Origin of the sequence: Bradyrhizobium sp. SSBR45G (genome assembly GCF_030159255.1) — a bacterium.
Classification (GTDB): domain Bacteria; phylum Pseudomonadota; class Alphaproteobacteria; order Rhizobiales; family Xanthobacteraceae; genus Bradyrhizobium.
Window position 1 is genome coordinate 35,019 of sequence record NZ_BSCT01000007.1, and the last position, 19,063, is coordinate 54,081.

Annotated in this window: 14 protein-coding genes; 10 read left to right on the forward strand and 4 right to left on the reverse strand. The window is 65.8% G+C overall.

Going from position 1 to position 19,063, the window contains the following annotated elements; all coding sequences use genetic code 11:
* Position 1: 1 nt before the first annotated feature.
* The 9 genes from QQL87_RS11295 (at position 2) to QQL87_RS11335 (ending at position 9,192) form a co-directional block, all read left to right on the forward strand.
* Positions 2–1,039 carry a zinc-binding dehydrogenase gene (locus QQL87_RS11295; RefSeq protein ID WP_284418133.1) on the forward strand — a complete coding sequence of 346 codons (1,038 nt, stop codon included), beginning with the start codon at positions 2–4 and terminating at the stop codon, positions 1,037–1,039.
* A gap of 9 nt (positions 1,040–1,048) precedes the next feature.
* Entirely contained in the window at positions 1,049–1,666 is a 618-nt protein-coding gene (locus tag QQL87_RS11300) for an HAD family hydrolase (protein WP_284418132.1), read from the forward strand.
* Complete coding sequence (locus QQL87_RS11305; protein WP_284424109.1) at positions 1,644–2,690, forward strand: phosphotransferase; 1,047 nt, start codon at positions 1,644–1,646, stop codon at positions 2,688–2,690. The genes QQL87_RS11300 and QQL87_RS11305 overlap by 23 nt, the downstream gene beginning before the upstream one ends.
* Positions 2,691–2,717: 27 nt before the next feature.
* Positions 2,718–3,380: a class I SAM-dependent methyltransferase gene (locus tag QQL87_RS11310; protein WP_284418130.1), complete on the forward strand. Its 663-nt coding sequence runs from the start codon at positions 2,718–2,720 to the stop codon at positions 3,378–3,380.
* 686 nt (positions 3,381–4,066) lie between these two features.
* On the forward strand, positions 4,067–5,023 hold the full coding sequence (locus QQL87_RS11315) for a TylF/MycF/NovP-related O-methyltransferase (protein ID WP_284418129.1): 957 nt from the start codon (positions 4,067–4,069) through the stop codon (positions 5,021–5,023).
* A 58-nt stretch (positions 5,024–5,081) separates the two neighbouring features.
* On the forward strand, positions 5,082–6,170 hold the full coding sequence (locus tag QQL87_RS11320; protein ID WP_284418128.1) for a GSCFA domain-containing protein: 1,089 nt from the start codon (positions 5,082–5,084) through the stop codon (positions 6,168–6,170).
* 50 nt (positions 6,171–6,220) lie between these two features.
* Entirely contained in the window at positions 6,221–7,114 is an 894-nt protein-coding gene (locus tag QQL87_RS11325; protein WP_284418127.1) for an SGNH/GDSL hydrolase family protein, read from the forward strand.
* A gap of 7 nt (positions 7,115–7,121) precedes the next feature.
* A complete protein-coding gene (locus QQL87_RS11330; protein ID WP_284418125.1) occupies positions 7,122–8,108 on the forward strand; it encodes a phytanoyl-CoA dioxygenase family protein in 987 nt (328 codons plus the stop codon).
* A gap of 82 nt (positions 8,109–8,190) precedes the next feature.
* Positions 8,191–9,192, forward strand: coding sequence for a TylF/MycF/NovP-related O-methyltransferase (locus QQL87_RS11335; RefSeq protein WP_284418124.1), 1,002 nt, complete (start codon positions 8,191–8,193; stop codon positions 9,190–9,192).
* Positions 9,193–9,198: 6 nt separating this feature from the next.
* Here QQL87_RS11335 and QQL87_RS11340 read toward each other — a convergent pair whose 3' ends face one another.
* The 3 genes from QQL87_RS11340 to QQL87_RS11350 are packed head-to-tail and all read right to left on the reverse strand — an operon-like array spanning position 9,199 to position 14,228.
* On the reverse strand, positions 9,199–11,178 hold the full coding sequence (locus QQL87_RS11340) for an acyltransferase family protein (protein ID WP_284418123.1): 1,980 nt from the start codon (positions 11,176–11,178) through the stop codon (positions 9,199–9,201).
* On the reverse strand, positions 11,156–12,241 hold the full coding sequence (locus QQL87_RS11345) for a hypothetical protein (protein WP_284418122.1): 1,086 nt from the start codon (positions 12,239–12,241) through the stop codon (positions 11,156–11,158). The genes QQL87_RS11340 and QQL87_RS11345 overlap by 23 nt, the downstream gene beginning before the upstream one ends.
* Positions 12,242–12,269: 28 nt before the next feature.
* Positions 12,270–14,228: an acyltransferase family protein gene (locus tag QQL87_RS11350; protein ID WP_284418121.1), complete on the reverse strand. Its 1,959-nt coding sequence runs from the start codon at positions 14,226–14,228 to the stop codon at positions 12,270–12,272.
* Positions 14,229–14,866: 638 nt separating this feature from the next.
* On the opposite strand from QQL87_RS11350, the gene QQL87_RS11355 reads away from it, so the two are divergent.
* The gene (locus QQL87_RS11355) at positions 14,867–16,921 is read left to right on the forward strand and encodes a TIGR04372 family glycosyltransferase (protein ID WP_284418120.1); all 2,055 of its coding nucleotides are present in this window, start codon (positions 14,867–14,869) and stop codon (positions 16,919–16,921) included.
* Between the two features lie 52 nt (positions 16,922–16,973).
* Here QQL87_RS11355 and QQL87_RS11360 read toward each other — a convergent pair whose 3' ends face one another.
* Complete coding sequence (locus QQL87_RS11360) at positions 16,974–18,968, reverse strand: TIGR04372 family glycosyltransferase (protein ID WP_284418119.1); 1,995 nt, start codon at positions 18,966–18,968, stop codon at positions 16,974–16,976.
* Positions 18,969–19,063: the final 95 nt, after the last annotated feature.

Here is a 19,063-nt window from a genome sequence, read left to right on the forward strand (position 1 = left end):
CATGAAGACCCAAGCTGCCCTCCTGGTCCAGACCGGCCAGCCACTCGTCCTGGCCGAGATCGAGACCCCCGCCTTGAAGCCGGGGCAGGTCCTGGTCGAGATCGCCTATTCCGGCGCCTGCGGCACCCAGGTGATGGAGTGGCGCGGCGACAAGGGCGAGGACAAATGGGTCCCGCATTGCCTCGGCCACGAAGGCACCGGAACGGTCATCGAGGCCGGCAGCGCCGTCACCAAGGTCAAGGTCGGCGACAAGGTCGTGCTGTCCTGGATCAAGGGCAGCGGCATCGAGGCCGGCGGCGCCGTCTATGATTGGGACGGCAAGAAGGTCAACGCCGGCGGCGTGACCACCTTCCAGCGCCACGCGGTGGTCAGCGAGAACCGCCTGACCCTGCTGCCGCCAGACCTGCCGATGGACGTCGCGGTGCTGCTCGGCTGCGCCGCGCCGACCGGCATGGGCGCGGTCTACAACGTGCTGAAGGTGCAGCCGGGCGACGCGGTCGCCGTGTTCGGCACCGGCGGCATCGGCCTCAACGCGCTGATGGCAGCGGCACTCGCCGGCGCCATGCCGGTGATCGGCATCGATCCCAACCCGACCCGGCGCGCGCTGGCAAAAATCTATGGCGCGACCCACGTCATCGATGCATCCGGCGACGTGCTGGCCGAGATCAAGAAGATCGTGCCGCAGGGCGTTGATCTCGCGGTCGAATCCTCCGGCATTCCCGCCGTGATGGAACAGGCGATCAACTCCACGCGCCAGCAGGGCGGCCGCGCGGTCGTCATCGGCAACGCCAAACACGGCGCAGCGCTCACGCTGAATCCGGGCGTCTTCAACCAGGGCAAGAGCCTGCTCGGCACCTGGGGCGGCGACAGCGTGCCGGATCGCGATTACGGGCGCTACGGGCGGCTGCTGAGCTCCGGCCGCTTCCCGGTGCGGGACCTCCTGTCGAAGCCCTACAGCCTCGCCCAGGCTGATCAGGCGCTGCAGGATCTCGCCGCCGGCAAGGTCGGCCGTCCGCTGATCGACATGTCCTTGCGTTAAGTCCAGGCCATGCGGATCGGGATCGACTTCGACAACACGATCGCCTGCTATGACGGCGTGTTTCATGCGGCCGCGCTCGAGCGCGGCCTGATCCCGGTCGACCTCGGCCGCGACAAGAACAGCGTCCGCGACCATCTCAACGGCTCGGGCCGCAAGGACGACTTCACCGAGCTGCAGGGCTATGTCTATGGCGCCCGCATGGACCTGGTGTCGCCCTACCCTGGGTTCGCCGAGTTCGTCACTGCGGCCCGCGCGGCCGGCCATGACCTGTTCATCGTCAGCCATAAGACCAGGCACCCCATTCTCGGGCCCAAGCACGACATGCATGCCGCGGCGCGCGGCTTCCTGACCGACCGCGGGCTGATGGGTTCGGCGGCCAGCCAGATCGCGCCGGATAGGGTGTTCTTCGAGCTGACCAAGGACGAGAAGGTCGCCCGCGCGAATGCACTGAATTGCGAACTGTTCGTCGACGACCTGCCGGAGATCCTGGCCATGGCCGGATTCCCCGAGGGCATGCGCAAGGTGCTGTTCGATCCGGAGAACCAGTTCGCGGCCAAGCCCGTGCCCTACGAGCGCCTGATGTCCTGGGCAGAGATCGCGGCGGATGTTGTCCGTGACCGCGGCTGAGGCCAGCGCGGACGCCGCCCTGCTGCCACTGGCGCAGCGCCTGGCCGCGCAGGCCGGCAAGGCCAACCCGACGGCTCTGACCCGGCTCGCCGGCGGCCGCAACAATCAGGTCTTCCGCCTCGATACCGCCGACGGCCCGCTGGTCCTCAAGCGCTACTTCACCGACGCCCGCGACACTCGCGACCGGCTCGGTGCCGAATGGAGTTTTGTCAGCCACGCGTGGTCGCGCGGCGTCCACGTCGTGCCGGAGCCCTTGGCCTGCGACCGCGCCGAGCAGGCCGGGCTCTATGGTTTCGTCGAGGGCCGCAAGCTCACGGCGGCCGAGCTGGCGCCGGTTCATGTCGAGGCCGCGATCGACTTCGTGCTGGCGGTGAACGCCCAGCCCCGCGCCGAATTGGCGCCCGGATCGGAAGCCTGCTTCTCGCTTGCCGAGCACATCGCCACCGTCGAGCGCCGGGTGGCGCGGTTGGCGACGCTCGATGCCGACGTGCCGCATGTCGCCGAGGCCCGGCAATTCGTGGCGACGCAGTTGCAGCCGGCCTGGGCCGAGGTGAAGGCGACCATTCTGCGCGGCGCCGCGGCCGAAGGTCTTGTCCTGGATGCCGCCATCCCCGCCGATCAGGTCTGCCTGTCGCCGTCCGATTTCGGCTTCCACAACGCGCTGATCGACGACGCTGATAGGCTCACCTTCCTCGATTTCGAATATGCCGGCCGCGACGATCCGGCCAAGCTGGTGTCGGACTTCTTCTGCCAGCCGGAGGTGCCGGTGCCGCTGGCGGTGCACGAGCACTTCATCGAGCGGCTGACCGAGGGGCTCGGGTTCGACGCGGCCAGCGTGACGCGCTGCCGGCTCTTGATCGACGCCTACCAGGTCAAATGGACCTGCATCATCCTGAACGACTTCCTGCCGCTCGGCGCCACACGCCGCGCCTTCGCCGACACCGGCGCCTGGGCGCAGCGCTGCGCCGCGCAGCTCGCCAAGGCCGAGGCGCAGCTCGGCCTGATCGGCGCCACATCCGACTAACCGACAATCCCACGCCTGGAGATCTTCATGGCCTATCGCGAGTTCGTCAGTCTCGTCCACAAATCGACCAAGCGCGACTATCTCGCGCGCGTCACCCAGCGCGACAAGGCCGATGTCGCCGAGATGGCGATCAAGTTCGACTACGACTATTGGGACGGCAGCCGCGAGACCGGCTATGGCGGCTACAAATATGACGGCCGCTGGCGCAAGGTCGCCGACGCGATGATCGAGACCTACGGCATCAAGCCGGGCATGCGCGTGCTCGACGTCGGCTCCGGCAAGGGTTTCATCCTGCACGATTTCCGCGAGGCCATCCCGGATCTCGAGGTCGCCGGCATCGACGTCTCCGCCTACGGCGTCGAGCACACGATGGAGAGCGTGAAGCCGTTCTGCCAGGTCGGCAATGCGGCCAAACTGCCCTACCCGGACAAGCATTTCGATCTCGTCATCTCGATCAACACGCTGCACAACCTCTACAACTACGATCTCGATGCCGCTTTGCGCGAGATGGAGCGCGTCAGCCGCGGCGCCAAGTACCTCTGCGTCGAGGGCTATCGCAATGAGCGCGAGAAGGTGAATTTGATGTACTGGCAGCTGACCTGCCGCATCTTCCACACTCCCGAGGAATGGGCCTTCGAGTTCAAGCGCTCCGGCTACACCGGCGACCACGAGTTCATCTTCTTCGAATGAGCGTGACAAGAGAGCGCCAACAGGCGCTCTCGCGACGCATTGGCGTCCGAGTGATGAGTTGACCATCGCCCTCTCGATCGAGAGGGCGCGAGGAAGGCCGGGAGCCTGCCGCCCCCATGGCCCGCCTGCAGAAAAAAATGCAGGCGGCAGGTACCACAGGTTCGGCTGGGACATCCCGGCCTTCCCCGCGCGACGGTTTTAACGGTGTCCTTCGTGCTCTCCCTGGGGATCGGGCTGTTTTGCCCCCATCGCCCGCGCGCGCCGTCAAGCAACGCCTGCGAACTTGACCTCAGCGTCGAGAGGCCAGGACCACACGACTTCGCCGTCCGCGCCGGACTGCGCTCGTCTGGCACAGCCGTCACGTCCATCGCAGCCCACCTCCACGTATCGTGACGACGCGTACGTCCCTCTGCACGAGGCGGGTTGCGCGTAGACAACCATATTTTCTGGTAAAACGAAAGAAGAATATTTTTCGGCGCGGGACTGGACAGGGGTGATGCACCTGAAGATGCGAGCCAATTCGTCGTTGACGCGCACCCTGAACCGGCACAAGCACGCGCGCTGCGTCCCATCTCTGCGGCCCCCACGCAAAACGAGTGAAGAGCCCGCATGCCGCTTTTGCGATCTTTGCAAAATGTATCTATAAACTGCCTGCCAAGAACACGAGCGCTGGGAGCCGGGCTGTCATGACGAAGTCGTTGAAGGTGGCGATCGCCGAAGGCCTGCCACCCCAGACCTTGTTCAAGCTGCGCTCGATCAAGCGCGCCCTGATGGGACAGCCGCCCCCGGAGCGGCCGCAGGTGGCAGCGTCAGCGCCCGCCGCCGAACCCGAACCGACCCCTGCGCCTGCTCCCGTTGCCGAGACAGCGACGGAACTGCCCGAGCCGCGGACGCGGCAGACCGAGGCCCTCGAGCGTCTCGACGCCCACAAGATCAGCGCGCCCTATCTGTTCTTCGACGTCGACGACGTGCTGATCCTGCCGGCCAAGGAGATCGCGCGCACGCTGACCCTGAGCGTGATGTACATCAACAGCGCCGACGTCAAAGGCGACATCGCCGAGTTCGGCACCATGGGCGGCTTCACCGCGCGCACCCTGGCCAACGCGATGGTGTTCGACCCGCGCTATCAGCCGAACCAGCCGCTGCGCAAGCTGCGCCTGTTCGACAGCTTCGAAGGCCTGCCGGAGATCACCGCGCAAGTCGACCTCGAATCGCAGCACGTGAAATCCGGCACCTGGTCGAAGGGCGGCTGCCGGATTCTGAGCGCCGCCGAGCTGCGGACCATGGTGGAGGCCATCATTCCGCCGAGCCGGGTCCAGATTTACGAGGGCTGGTTCGCCGACACGGTCAAGCTGCTGCCGGACGACACGCGGCTGGCGCTGATCCATTTCGACGGCGACCTCTATTCATCCACCATGGATGCGCTGGTCCCCTGCTTCGAGCGCGGCTTCATCTCGAAGGGCGCCGTGATCTGCTTCGACGACTGGAACTGCAACGAGGCCGATCCCGAGGCCGGCGAGCGCAAGGCCTGGGCCGACCTCGTCAGCCGCTTCAACATCGTCGCCAGCCACTCCGGCGACTATTCGATCCAGGGCACCAAGTTCATCATCCATTCCTACCGCGGCATGAAGCCACGGTCGTGAGGACGCGCGCGCGATCGCCGAGGCCTCTTGCGGCCTCGATCGGCCAGAAGGTGAATGCATGAGCTGTCCTTACACCACGCTGCCTGCGAGCAGCTTCTGGCGCCAGGCCGTCGCCGAGCGCAGCACGGCCGATCTCGATCCGCATCTGCCCGCGCGGCTCCGTTTCGGCCCCGATCAGCGCATCGCCTCGGCGGGGAGCTGTTTCGCGCAGCACATCTCGCGCGCCCTGAAGGCGCGCGGCTACAATTACTACGTCACCGAGCCGGCGCCGGCGCATCTCACGCCCGATCAGGAGGAACGCTTCGGCTTCGGCCTGTTCTCCGCCCGCTACGGCAACATCTACAGCACCCTGCAGCTGTTGCAGCTGATCCAGCGGGCGTTCGGCGGCTTCCAGCCGGCGGATCAATTCTGGACCGACCGCGACGGGCGGGTGTTCGACCTCTTGCGTCCGCGCATCACGCCGAAAGGCTACGTCTCGATGATCGAGGCGGAGGCCGATCTGAAGCGGCATCTGCGGGCCGTCCGGCAGCTCATCGAAACCACGGATATCTTCATCTTCACGCTCGGTCTCACCGAGAGCTGGGTCTCGAAGCTCGACGGCACGGTCTACCCGACCTGTCCCGGCTGCGGCAGCGCCGGCGACTTCGACGATGCCAGATACGCGTTTCACAATCTGTCGGTCACCGAGACCACCGGCTATCTGGCCGAGGCGATCAACCTGATGTCGGCGGCCAATCCGCGGCTGCAGATCATCCTGACGGTCTCGCCGGTGCCGCTCGCCGCCACCATGGAGCCGCGCCACGTGATGCAGGCGACGACCTATTCCAAGAGCGTGCTGCGCGTCGCCGCCGAGGAGATGGTCCGGCGCTACGACAATGTGCACTATTTCGGGTCCTACGAGATCATCACCAATGCGAAGAATGCCGGGGCGTATTTCGCCGATGATGCCCGCTCGGTCACGGCCGAGGGCGTGGCGCGCGCGATGACCCTGTTCTTCGCGCATTTCACCGCTGACGGCGCCGGCGCGGCGACGCGATCCGACGGTGACGGCGACGGACACCGGCCGGCGGCTCCGGCGCCCGCGGCGCAGATCGTCTGCGATGAGGACGAGTTCTACCGTGCGCTGGCGGCCAGCCGGTCCAATTGACGACGAGGGGCGGCCAAGAGCCAGCCTGGGAAGTGAGAGGGCGTATCAGCGTGGACACCGAGCTCGAAACGGTTCTGCCGGTCTACATCGTCGGCGACAGCCATTCGCTACCTTATCGGAACATGGTGTTCCGGGAGCGATGGACCGGCGCCTGGGTGATGGCCCGCACCAAATACATTCCGGGCGCCACGGCGCGGGAGTTCTACAATCCCGACACCGGGGAGTTTCATCCCGACTTCATCGCCTTCCTCGAATATGAGGGGCTGGTCCGCAACGGCCGCGCGACGCATCTGTCGATGGACGATGTCGACTTCGCCATCGCCAAGGCCGCCGGGCAGGCCGTGCGGCCGCCGTTGATCATGATCACCATCGGCGAGATCGACGTGCGCGGGCCGATCCTGCAGCTCCTGAAGGACAGCCACGATTTCGTGCCGCCGTTCGCGACCACGCTGCCTCTGCTCGACAAGCCGCTGGTGCCCTGGGACCTGATCGACGAGGCGATCGAGGCGCGGCTCGGGCCGTTCATCGCCGGGCTCGACCAGTTGGTCAAGGCCGGCTTCAAGCGCGTCTACGTCCAGAGCGTGGTTCCGCCGACCCGGCAGGAAGCGCGGATCCGCGAGCTGCAGAACTACGACTGCCCGGTGTCCGTCCGCACCAAGCTGGTTCAGGCCTTCAACTGGAAGCTGGCGCAGAAGGTGCGTTCGGTGAACCTGTTCATGATCGACCGCTGGTCCGACCTGACGGAGGGCGATCTGCTGCGTCCCGAATTCGATTTCGACGGAGTGCATCTGCCGCCCAAGGGCGCCCGCCTCCTGCTCGAGACCCTGATCGATCACGCGATCGACAGCCGCGGTCTCGTCGCCAATCATCCCCGTTACGAGCTCTATTATCGGATGGCGTGCGGCCTGGACCCGTTCCAGCCCGCCAAGCCGAACGCAGCATGAGGACATCATGGCCGTCACATCCTTGATCAGCACCGCCAAGCAGCGCCTCAAGGGCGGCGTCAACCAGGCGCTCAACACGCTCGGCTACCGCCTGGTGCGGGCCGACACGCTGGACCGGCTGGCCCGGCAGTCCAGTCCCGACGACACAGCGGGACGGCTCGCCGCAAGCCCGAACGGCGACGCCAAGCCGCGGAACCTGTCGCTGCTGCCGGCGGCGAACGCGCCGCCGGCGATGTGCACGGCGCATGCGCCGAGATTCGATCCGCAGAAGTCGCCGAGCCAGCTGGCCGACAAGATCGTCGCGTTCCAGCAGAACGGCGTCACGGTGATCAGCACGAATCCGGAAAAGGCCGCCATGTTCCGGGAGACCGAGCAGTTCGACCGCGACGTCAGTAACCGGCATTCGGCGTGGGACTGGGCCGGCAACAGCGTCGCCCCCTACACAAAGGATCTGGCGACCGGGCTGCCCTCGCCGGCGCTCATCGACTATCTGCACGCGCTGTTCAGCGGCGGCGATTTCGACGCGTTCTTCCGCGGCGTGCTCGGCTGCCCGGCCAAGGTCGCCAATGTCCGGCTGGTGCGCTCGAAGCCGCATCTGACGGCAGGCGTCGGTCCGCAGGAATGGCACAGCGACGGCTGTCCCGCCGGCGTGATCCGCGGCGTGCTCTATCTCTGCGACGTCGACGCGCAGACCGGTCCGTTCCAGTATCGCGACGCCAATCATCGCGAACATACCGTCCTCGGCAAGACCGGCGACCTGCTGGTGTTCGACGCGACGCGCCTTCCGCACCGCGGCAGCCCGCCGACCCACAAGACGCGCTCGGCCATCGATCTGGTGTTCATGCCGCGCATGCCCGACGAGGAGATGACGATCATGGTCGTCGGCATGAACCACTGGCCGGCCGATCCGTTCTTCGTCAAGCTGCCGAAGGAGCGGCCCGCCGACGCAGAGGACGCGCTCGCCGCAGGACGCCGCTCCGCCAGCCTGTACTGACGCATGCCGGCCCGCTTGCGTCCTGCGCCATCCCTCACCATCGATTTGCGGTGATCGATCCTTGCCGCGTTGGAGAATTTGAATGCTGGACCCGCTGAAGAATGCGCTCGCCACCTCGCTGCCGCCGGACGTGCTGTACTGGATGCGCTCGGTCAAGCGCGCGATCATGTTCGAGCCGCCGCTGCCCTGGCCCTATGGTCCCAGCAGCGGCAGCAGCAGCAGCGCCAACACCGGAGGCAGCACTCAAGGCAGCACTCTGGCCTTGGCAATTGCAGCACCGTCCGTCGACGATGCCGATGACGGCCGCATCATCCAGGACATCGCGCTGGAGAAATACAGCGCACGGCAGCTTCCCTCGCCCGGAGCCTATTACAGCTATGCCGACATCCTGATCCTGCCGGCGCAGGAGATCGCCAAGACGCTCACTTTGTGCGTCCAGTACATCAACAGCGCGCATGTGAACGGCGACATCGCGGAATTCGGCACGATGGGCGGCTTCAGCGCCCGCGCCATCGCCACCTCGATGGTGTTCGACCTGCAGCGGCAACCGCTCGGCAAGAGCGCGTCCGGCGAAAACCCGTTCCGCATCCTGCGCCTGTTCGACAGCTTCGAAGGCCTGCCCGAGATCACCTCGCCGGTCGACCAGGTCGCACCCCACGTCATTTCCGGCGCGTGGGCCAAGGGCGGCTGCAAGGTGCTGGCTGCGCCGCAGCTGCGCGCCCTGATCGGGAAGATCATTCCGCCGCACCGCTTCCAGCTGTACGAGGGATGGTTCGCGGACACGGTGAAGACACTGCCGCCCGAGACGCGCTTTGCGATGATCCATTTCGACGGCGATCTCTACCAGTCGACGATGGATGCGCTGGTCCCGTTGTTCGAGCGCGGCATGATCTCGACCGGCGCAATCCTCTGCTTCGACGACTGGAACGCCAATCGTGCGATTCCCACCACCGGCGAACGGCAGGCCTGGAAGGAGCTGGTCGAGATGTTCGCGATCGAGGCCTCGAATGGCGGCGACTACTCGGTCGGCGGCACCCGCTTCATCATCCATTCCTACCGCGGCATTCCGGCCGATCCGCTCTGATCTCGCTCACCGCGACGGCTGCCGGGCTGGACCTAGCAGCTCGTCGAGCGTGTGATCCACCAGGAAGATGGCACCGGGCACCGTGAGGTGCCCGGGATCGAACGCCGTCAGCTGCGCGCCGCCGGGCCCGATCCGGCTGAGACAGCCCTGGTCGTTGCAGAACACGTCGCGCACCGAGATGTAGTCGATGCCGAGCTCACGGGTGAGCTCGCGAAACAGGGCGTCGCGGCCGCGCGTCCATTCGTCATTGGAGCGGAACAAGGTCCGCTCCGGCAGCACCGTTCCGGTCTCGCGGTAGTAGTCGAGCACGTTGCGCGACAGGCCGGCGCCCTGCCAGCTCGGCGGCGGGCCCATCAGCACGATCCTGGCAATGCCGTTGGCCCTGAGCTGCGCGACCGTGCGCGGCAGATCCTCGCGCAACACCGCCTCGGCATGGCCCCAGGTCGCATCGAGGATGACGACATCCGGCCGGAGACGGCCGATCCGCAGCACGACATCGTCATTGATGCTCTTGCAGAACGGCCGGGCCTCCAGCGTGTAGCCGATCAGCGGCGGACAGGCCGAGGCGGTGTATTGCGCGACGTCATAGCCGCGCTGCTTCGAGAAGTGCAGCAGTCCCGGAGTGAGCGCTGCGCCGTAGGAATCACCCCAGATCAGCAGCAGCGGACGGCCGCCCTGCCCGGCACAGTCGGCCCCGAACTCCGACGCAGGCTGCAACAGCAGCAGACAGCGGCCGCGTCGCCAGTGCGACGTGGTCTCCGTGCCCGAGAGCATGAAGCCCCGGATCTCCGGCGCGGACCGGATCGGCAGGCCATGCGTGCTCGTTGCCGCGACGCCGAGCGGGATCAGCGCCGCCATCCCCGCCAGCAGCGGCCCGACCCGCCATCCGAGCGGGACGGTTCCGAACCGGATCGGACGTTCGATGAAGCGATAGGTGAGCCAGGCCAGCACGGCGCTGAGGGCGAGCACCGCCAGCAGGACCCATGCAGGAGGTGGGCCGCCGACCTGCAGCTTGGTGAAGGCGATCAGCGGAAAATGCCAGAGATAGAGCGGGTAGCTGATCAGCCCGACGGCGACCAGCGCAGGCTGCGCCAAGGCCCGCTGCGCCAACGTGCCGCGGGTCGCGATCAGCGCCATAGCCGCCAGCACCGGGACCAGGGTGCGCAGGCCGGGCCAGGGTGAACTGCTGCTGAAGCCTGCGAACGCAAAGCCCAGCCCGGCCACGCCGAGTGCCGCGAGCAGGTTGGCCGCGGCTGGACCGATCGGCCGCGCGGCCCCCCGGCGCAGCCAGATCGCCAGCAGCGAGCCGGCCAGCAGCTCCCAGCCGCGCGTGGTCGGCGAATAGAACGCCCAGGCCGCCTCCCTCGCCGGGATGGCGAGGCAGAGCAGCAGCGAGCCGAGCCCGAGCGCGGCCACGATCGCCATCTTCTGCGCCGGCCACCTTGCGATCAGCACGAACGCCGCAGGCCAGATGATGTAGTACTGCTCCTCGATGCCGAGCGACCACAAATGCAGCAGCGGCAGACGTTCCGCCCCCGGATCGAAGTAGCCCACGATCTGCTCGTGCAGCATGAAGTTCTCGATGAACGCCGCGGCGCCCTTGATGTTGGATCCGAGCGCCTCCATTTCGGCCACCGGAAACACGAACCAGGCGATCAGGAACGTCGCCAGCACCACAGGGATGAGCGACGGAAAGATCCGCAGGATGCGACGGGCGTAGAAGGTCGCGAAGCTGAAGCTCTCGTCCGCGCACTGGCGATCGATGATGCCGGTGATCAGATAGCCGGAGATCACGAAGAACACGTCGACGCCGGCAAAGCCGCCGGGCAGCAGCTGCGGAAAGGCATGAAAGATCAGCACCGCGATCACGGCAATCGCCCGCAGCCCGTCGATCTCGGGACGATAGGCAAGCCCCGGCGCCGCGCCGGCCGGCTGCGCGTCGCCGCGGCTCGCGGCGCGCGGCTCAAGGGTGCCGACGATCGCCATGCTCGCCCAGCTCCTGAAATGCCCGCGTGCGCTCCAGCGCCGTGATGAGATCGCGGGTGAAATCGGCAGCCCCCCTGCCGTCGAGATGGCCGCCGCCGTCCCAGCTCGAATAGTCGGTGCGCGCTGGCAGCGCCGTCTCGACGCCGATGGCCGCTGCGATCTCGCGCAGCTGGGTCAGGCAGCCGTGGAAATTGGGCACCAAGGTCAGGACCACCGGCGCCCCCAGCGACTGCACGATGTCGCGCGCATTGGCGACGACATCCGGCGTGGTGTGGCAATCCGGATCGCGCGTCATCTTCACGGTCGGATTGCCGTCGGCGAGAAAGCGCGGAAAGGTGCTCATGTCGGCCGCGCCCGTTCGATCGTCGCGATCGAAGCGCGGCAGCGGTGCCGCGCGCGGACCGGCGAGCGCCTGGCGCCAGCCCCTCGTCGCGTCCTCGAAGCGCCAGCGAAGATTGCGCCGGATGACCTCATAGGCGGCGCCGAAACGGCTGAGCCTGATGCTCGGGATCGGGCGGACGTCGGCGCCGAAGGCGCGCGTCAGGTTGCGGTGGAAGAAGTTGCCGCCGCCTCCGCCGTCGTCGGCATTCACGATCCACAGCCGCGGGCGGATGTGATGCTTGAGCGCGATCTGTCGCACGAACTCGCCGCTGGCGACGCCGACGAACGCCATGTTGTAGAATTTCAGCCCGTAGCGCTGTTCGAGGCGCTCGCGCATGATGGCCTGATCGACCGCGAACGACACCAGGGATGACCCGAGGATGATGATATCGGCCTGGCGCGCATAGTCGATCGAGCGGCCGATGTGATGATAGAACAGATCCTGGTCCTGGATCTCGGTGACGCTGTCGCCGCCGAAATTACGATACCACGCCCGGTCCTCCGGCCTGCTGATCGCGCTGAAATGGTCGCCGCCCTGCGCCGCCAGCCAGACACCGAGGCCGCCCAGCAGCGCCGCGGTCAGTCCGAGCAGCCCGCCGAGATAGCGGCGTCCGTCGCGGCCGAGACTCCCAGCCTTCGCCTCCTTGCCGGCGCGACCGGTCAGCTCCATCGGATAATCCATGGCGGGTCCGGGCGCTCGGACGACACGCTTATTTGTCGAAGCCAGGCAACGCTTCCAGCGTCTGCCTGGCGATGAGGATCGACCCTGGATGGGTCAGATGGCCCGAGTCATAGGCCGTCAGGTCGGCTCCATCCGCGCCGATCCGCGCGAGACAGCCATCGTCGTTGCACATCATCCGGCGCGCCGAGATGTATTGGATGCCGACGCGCTGCGCCTGCGCCTCCAGGAACTCGTCCAGCGCCCGCGTCCAATTGTCGTTCGAGCGGAACTTGGTGCGCGCCGGCAGCACGGCGTGCGTCCGGAAATAATAATCGAGGATGTTGGCCGGCAGGCTGTCGCCGAGCCACGTCGCCGGCGGTCCAAGCAGGACGATCCGCGGGACATTGAGCTCCTTCAGCGCCGACACCGTTTTATCGAGTCCGTCGCGGAGGGCGTCCGGGCTGTAGCTCCAGGTCGAATAGAACAGCACCAGATCCGGCTTGAGCTCCGCCACCTTCTGGATGACGAAGTCGTTCGCGCCCTTGCAGAACCGCCGATCCGGATGGACGAAACCGAGCAGCGGCGGGCAGGCGGAGGCCGTGAACTCGGCGACCTCGAAGCCGCGCTCGGCGCCAAAATGGGCAAGTCCCGGATAGAGCGAGGCCGCATAGGAATCACCCCACACGAGGATGAGGGGATGGCGGCCGGTTCCCGCGCATTCCGTCGAAAACTCGGACGCGCTTTGATCCGGCTTCAGCAGGCACTTGTCCGCCCGCCAGAAGCGCGCGGTCTCGCTGCCGTCGAGCATGAAGCCGCGAAGCTCGGCGGGAATGCGCGACGGCAGGCCATTGGTGCGGTCGGCGACCACGCCGACGATGCCCAACGCAACCATGCCGCCGAGCAGCCCACCGACCTTGAGCGGCACCAGCCGCCGGCCGAAACGGATCGGCCGCTCGATGAAGCGGTAGGTCGCCCAGGCCAGCACCAGGCTGGCCGCGATGATCGCGATCATGACCCACGCCGGCACTGCATCGACGAACTGGATGCGGGCATAGGCCATCAGCGGGTAGTGCCAGAGATAGAGCGGATAACTGATCAGGCCGACGAAGACGGCGGGGCTCGCGCCGAGTACATGGCGATGGACCAGCGTGCCGCTCGTCCCGATCAGCGTCGCCGCCGCCAGTACTGGAACCACCGTCAGGACGCCCGGGTGGGGCAGCTTGCGATCGTAGAGCCAGAACGCCGCCAGGATCGCCAGCAGCGCAACCACCGCGACGATCTCGCGACCGTAATATGCCGCCAGCCCCGGCGCACGGCTGGCAGCGCGGCCGCTGACCCATAATGCCAGCGCCGAGCCGGCCAGCAGTTCCCAGGCGCGGGTGACCGGAAGATAGAACGCATAATCCGGCGCGCGCGACTGCACGACGATGCAGGCGGCGAACGATGCCGCGGCCAACGCCAACGTGATCGCAAGGCTTCGCCGCCGCCACACACCGATCAGCATCAGAAGCAGCGGCCAGACCACGTAGTACTGCTCCTCGATCGCCAGCGACCACAGGTGCAACAGCGGCTTCTTGTCGGCGGCAAGGTCGAAATAGCCGACCTGGCCGAGCAGGATGAAGTTCTGGATGAAGACGGCGCCGCCGGCGATGTTGGTGCCAAGCGACTTCAACTCGCGCGGCGGCAACACGAACCATGCGATCAGGAACGTGACCAGCACCACCGTGATCAGAGCTGGAAAAATGCGGCGAATCCGGCGGGCATAGAAATCCGCGATGCTGAACGTGCTCGACAGCATCTGCTTGTGGATGATGCCGGTGATCAGGTAGCCGGAGATGACGAAGAAGATGTCGACCCCGTAGAAGCCGCCGGGGACGGTGGCCGGAAACGCATGATAGAGCAGGACGGGCAGCACGGCGACCGCGCGCAGGCCGTCGATATCCTTGCGATAGCCGAGCGGCGTCGCGCGAGCCTCATCAAAGGCAAGGTTCGGCTGGGCAAAGTTCATCGGCTCGGGTCGCTCCAGAACAACTTCGACAGAAAAGCCGCGTACGTCCAAACGACGTCGCGCGAAAGACGCCGGCTGCCGACAAATTCGAGGATATTCACACGTTTTCCCGGACGTCGCTTGTTCCGGACCTCATCGACCATCCCGATGGCCGGCGGCGGGCCGAAGACAGGGCTGAACTCTTGTCAGTGGACCGCAGGGCCGCAGGCCAACTTCACGATGCCCTCGCCATCCCCCCCTCTGCTCGGAACGGCTCGCATCGACGACCGCCTCGTCGTTGCGCGGCCACGATCTGCGGTATGCCTCCGGGTCGACCACCACTCGTGAAAAAGCCAGCTGAGGCTAGCTGCAGCCCGGTTCATTGACAAGAGCCACAACATTGAACGAACCGGGATCATCACCTCGGTTTCGTCGGTGCTGTTCTCCATCGCGTCCGCCTCCACAGGTCCAGGCGCGGCCGCCCGACAGCTTGCGGACAACTGAATAGCCCTGTATTCAACCAGCAGTGTTTTGATGAGCTGCTCGCCAGTCGCGGTCGGGCATGGGGCTCCAGAATGTCGTTCGAGTCAGTTCATCCAGTTCCGGTCGGCCAACCCACGCCACGCCGGCAGGGTGTGATCCGATCGCTGAAATCGAGCTTGGCTGCGCGTGTCGTCAAGGTGATCAGCTGGTACCTCAGGGCCGCCGGCCAGCATGCCGAATCCATCAAGGACCTGTTTTTTGCACTGCTGACGTTCAGGCAGGCGTTCGCGGTCACACTTCTTTTTCACCGCTATGCCCATCGCAATGAGTTCGACCGGCAGTTTCGTTATTTCTGCGGCCCCGACCTGGAAAAGGAAATGGGGTGGGTGCTCGCCAAGCCGCGTTCGGATCAGTACTGCAACGAGCTGATCCTCTTCCTCCTGATGTGCGGCAAGGAGAAGCGCGTTCTCGAGCTGTTTCCCAACATCGACTGGGAGCGGGTCGACGACGAGTTCATGGAGGCGATCGGCGGACTGACCAAGAAGCTGATGTCGGGCTATTTCATGGAGTTGCTCGCACAGGCCCACACGATCGACTGGACCGCACTCCGCCCGCAGCACATGCGCCGCTTTGCCGAGATGATCAAGATCATGCTCGAGCATCGGAACTTCCAGTTCGAGCAGACCACTTTCGAAGGACGGCAATCCGATGCCCGCCGAGACGGTCACCCCGTGCTGTTCGAAGCCCCGCTGGACCGCTACGTTCCGGAATATTTCTGCGACAAGGAGCTGATCGAGACGCTCGTCAAACAGCTCGATCTGCCCCGGCACGACGACATCCTTGCCGCACGCGAGGACCGCGGCCAGTATTGGGAACGGCTTCCTGCCGACCATCCGCAGCGCAAGGTGCTGGCGGAGATCAACCTGTTCTACGCCTATCGCAACCTGTTGCTGACGACCTATCACAGCGGCGAGGGCTTTCACGTCCCCCAGGTCTATTGCAGGCTGACCGACACCCAGCAGCGGCTGCGCCGCCATCTTCCGGCTCCCAGCCCGGGGCTCAAGGCCATTCTCAAGAAGCTCGACACCGATCTGCCCGAGGTCAAGCTGCTGTCTCCGGACTGGAGCGCTCTGATCGGGCACAACGGCCATCTCAACGTCCACCTGATGATGCGGGAGATGGGATGGTGGCAAGGCCAGCCGCTCCTGCTCGCCTACAAGGACCGGATCGCCAACAAGCCGTTCCTGTCGCTGTTCGCCGACATCTGTCCGACGCTGACATTGGGCGAGAACGTCAGTGCGGGCGTATGGCACGAGCTCGCCAGCCTGACGCCCTTCCTCGGCGATTCGCACCAGGCGTTCCGCTTCGAGGATGGACGCGCCGTGTACTGGAACGATGCGGGATCGCTGGCGCTAAAGCAGTGGGAAAGCCGGCAACGCACCTTTCCGCTGCGCGACATCTACGACAGCCGCCTGCGCGCCGACGATCGCGTCGAGCAGACCTACCAGGACTACCGGCGCAGATGGGGCATGGCCGACAACGACTGGTTCGTCTGCCTGCATGTGCGCGACGCGCAGACCCGCAACGATACCGAGGGTGTCGGCGAATCCATCCGCAACGCCTCGCTCGCGACCTATCTGGACGCCGTCCGCCACATCACCGAATGCGGCGGCTGGGTGGTGCGGATGGGGGGGCGCAAGGTGCCGCCATTTCCGAAGATGGCGCGGGTGATCGACTATGCCCGCAGCGAGGACCAGTTTCCGGCGATGGACATCCATCTGATGCGCCGCGCCCGCATGTTCATCGGAACCACCTCCGGCTTTGCCTATGTGGCAAGCAGCTTCGGCATCCCGACGGCCATGGTGAATGCCTTGAGCTCGATCGGCCTGTTGTGGTCGATGGACACCCGCTTCGCGCTGAAGCCCGTGCACCGGGCGGACGGCCGCATGCTGTCGCTGAGCGAGTGGACGTCGGAGCAGTATCGGTGGGCCTATCCGACACATGAGTCCGTGGCGCGCGCCGAACTCATCGTTAGCGAGAGCAGCTCGGACGAGATTCTGGAAACCGTGCGCGAGGTCCTCGACATCTCGGATCCCCGGCGCACGGGCCCTGCCCCAGGCGTCGACGGCAGCTGGGAGCGCCACGTTCAGGTGCCGGGCTTCTTCGGCAGCTCACGGCCGAGCAAGTATTTCCTCGAGAAGCATGCGCGAAACCTGCTGAGGGAACCCTGAGCTGGAGCACGATCCGGAAACCTGGAAACCGGTTTTCCGAAAAGATCGTGCTCTAAGCGGTGCCTGTCGGCGGCGGCCGCAGGCCCGGTTTCAGGAATGCGCCTTCATACTTGCCGAGATAGTAGGAGCTGATCCTGCTGGTGCCATAATAATGCGGTGCCGGCAGCTGCTCCCGCCAGAGCGCCAGCAGACGGTGCGATTCCCCGTTGACCAGGCGCCCCGACGCCAGATCGACGACCTCCGCGGCCACCGCACGGATTTCGTCGGACGTATTGTTCTGCGGCTGCGCCCCGCTGCGGGCGAGCACGCAGGCATCGAACAGGCGCCAGCGCCAAGGCGCCGATGTCAGTTGCGCCTGACTCAGCATCGTGCCGTCGGCGAGGCGAACCGGCTTCAGCGCGAACCGAACGTCACTGTTCCACAACTGCGGATCCGTCGTGATGCAGTTGACGAGCGCGCTCGGAATCCCGAAGCTGACCGCGACATTCGTCAATCCCGAGGTCGTGCCGATGAACGCCTTGGCGTTCCGGATCAGGCAAATGTCCATCAGCTCGGAGCGGAAGTCGCTCAAAGCATAGTCGATCGCGCGATCGAGCGACGGAAGCCTGGGCGAATTCGGACCGCCGAGCTTGATCACCCAGCCGCCCTTGTCAATGATCGCGCGGATCGCATCGAGGTAGGTCTCGATCGGCGAGTTGCGATGGGTCTGACCGGTCCCGTCGACCTCGGCGTAGTGGGCTGCGTCGCGGGTATGCAGGCACACATACCAGTCGTCCGGCTTCATGCCCCAGGCTTCGCGCATCCGTCGAAACTCGTCACGGACTTGCGGCGTCGTCCCGAAGATCCGGTCATACTCGTCGCGTAACGCGTGGCCCCGGCCTTCTTTTTCCCATTGCACGATGGCAAGCGCCCCGGCCTCCTGCCACGGCACGACCTCGCCATTCGGCAACTGAAACACGTTGAAGTTCATGCCGTACCAGCGCTGCAGCGACAGCAGTTCCTCACCGACGGCCTGCGAGACGGTTTCCCCGATGACGACGACGTCGGCGAATCTCTCGAACAGCCGGAAGAACGTCCTGTTGGCAACGACGTTCGAGCGCACGACGATCAGCGGCTTCCCCGACCACCAGCCCAGGTCGCGCATCCGGAACAGGATGTCGAGCATCCCGAGGTGACCGATCTGTGTCGTCCACTCCTCCGGGAGCACCCGCAGCTGGTCCAGCGGGATGCCCAGCGTGCTCAACACGTGGCTGACTTCCGCCGACACCGCCGGTGCTGCCTTGCCGCGCAGCTCCGATTGCGCCGCGAGCGCCCTCGCAAACAGGCCGATGCCGAGATCGCCCCGGCCGACATGAGTCACGCGCTGGCCTGCGAAGTTGCAAAGATCGAACATCCTGCCCAGCGAGCCGCAGGCAAAGTCGAGCGGATTGGGACGGTAGCTCTGCGCCGGACGCGCCGCCATGTTCTGATGCGGACGCATGTAGTCGGAGAGGCCGCGGCAGGCGTTCGACATGCTTTCGATCGCGCTCGCCTCGTCGCCGGCGATGATCTCGAGCATGGCCTTGAGGAAGGCCAGGTGGGCCTCCAATTCAGATCTGGCTTGCAGCGGCAGCTGCGCGGCCAGCCGATGCGCCTGCTCGAAGTCTCCGAGCTCGAACAGCGAACGAATCATCATGTTCGCCAAATCCAGTGAGCGCGTCGCCAGCCGGTCCTGCATGACCAGGTCATGGGCCTCACGATCGGCTCCGAGCCGCAGCAGAAGCTCCGCTGACTGGACCGGAAAGTACCGCCTCACCCAGTCCGAAAATGTCCGGTCCGGCTTCTTCGCCAGCATCGCGGCGACATGCAACTGATAGGCTCTTTCAAGCAGACGCCGGGCGCGATGCTGCCCGATCTCGAGCACGATGAGGATCAGGAACGCCAGACGAGGTGGCAGAAGGTTGAGAAACCCGGCGGCCCAGCCGATCAAGATGCGCGCCCATCGCTGCGGCTGCAGCACGAAGAGCTCCCGCCAATGCGCCAGTCCGGCCGGCAGGGGAACGACCAAGGGCAACCGCTCGATGGGTCGACGTCTGCGCTTTGGGCTTAGAAAATCCAACGACGCCTTGATGCGCTGCATCCGATACCCCAACTCTGGTTCCG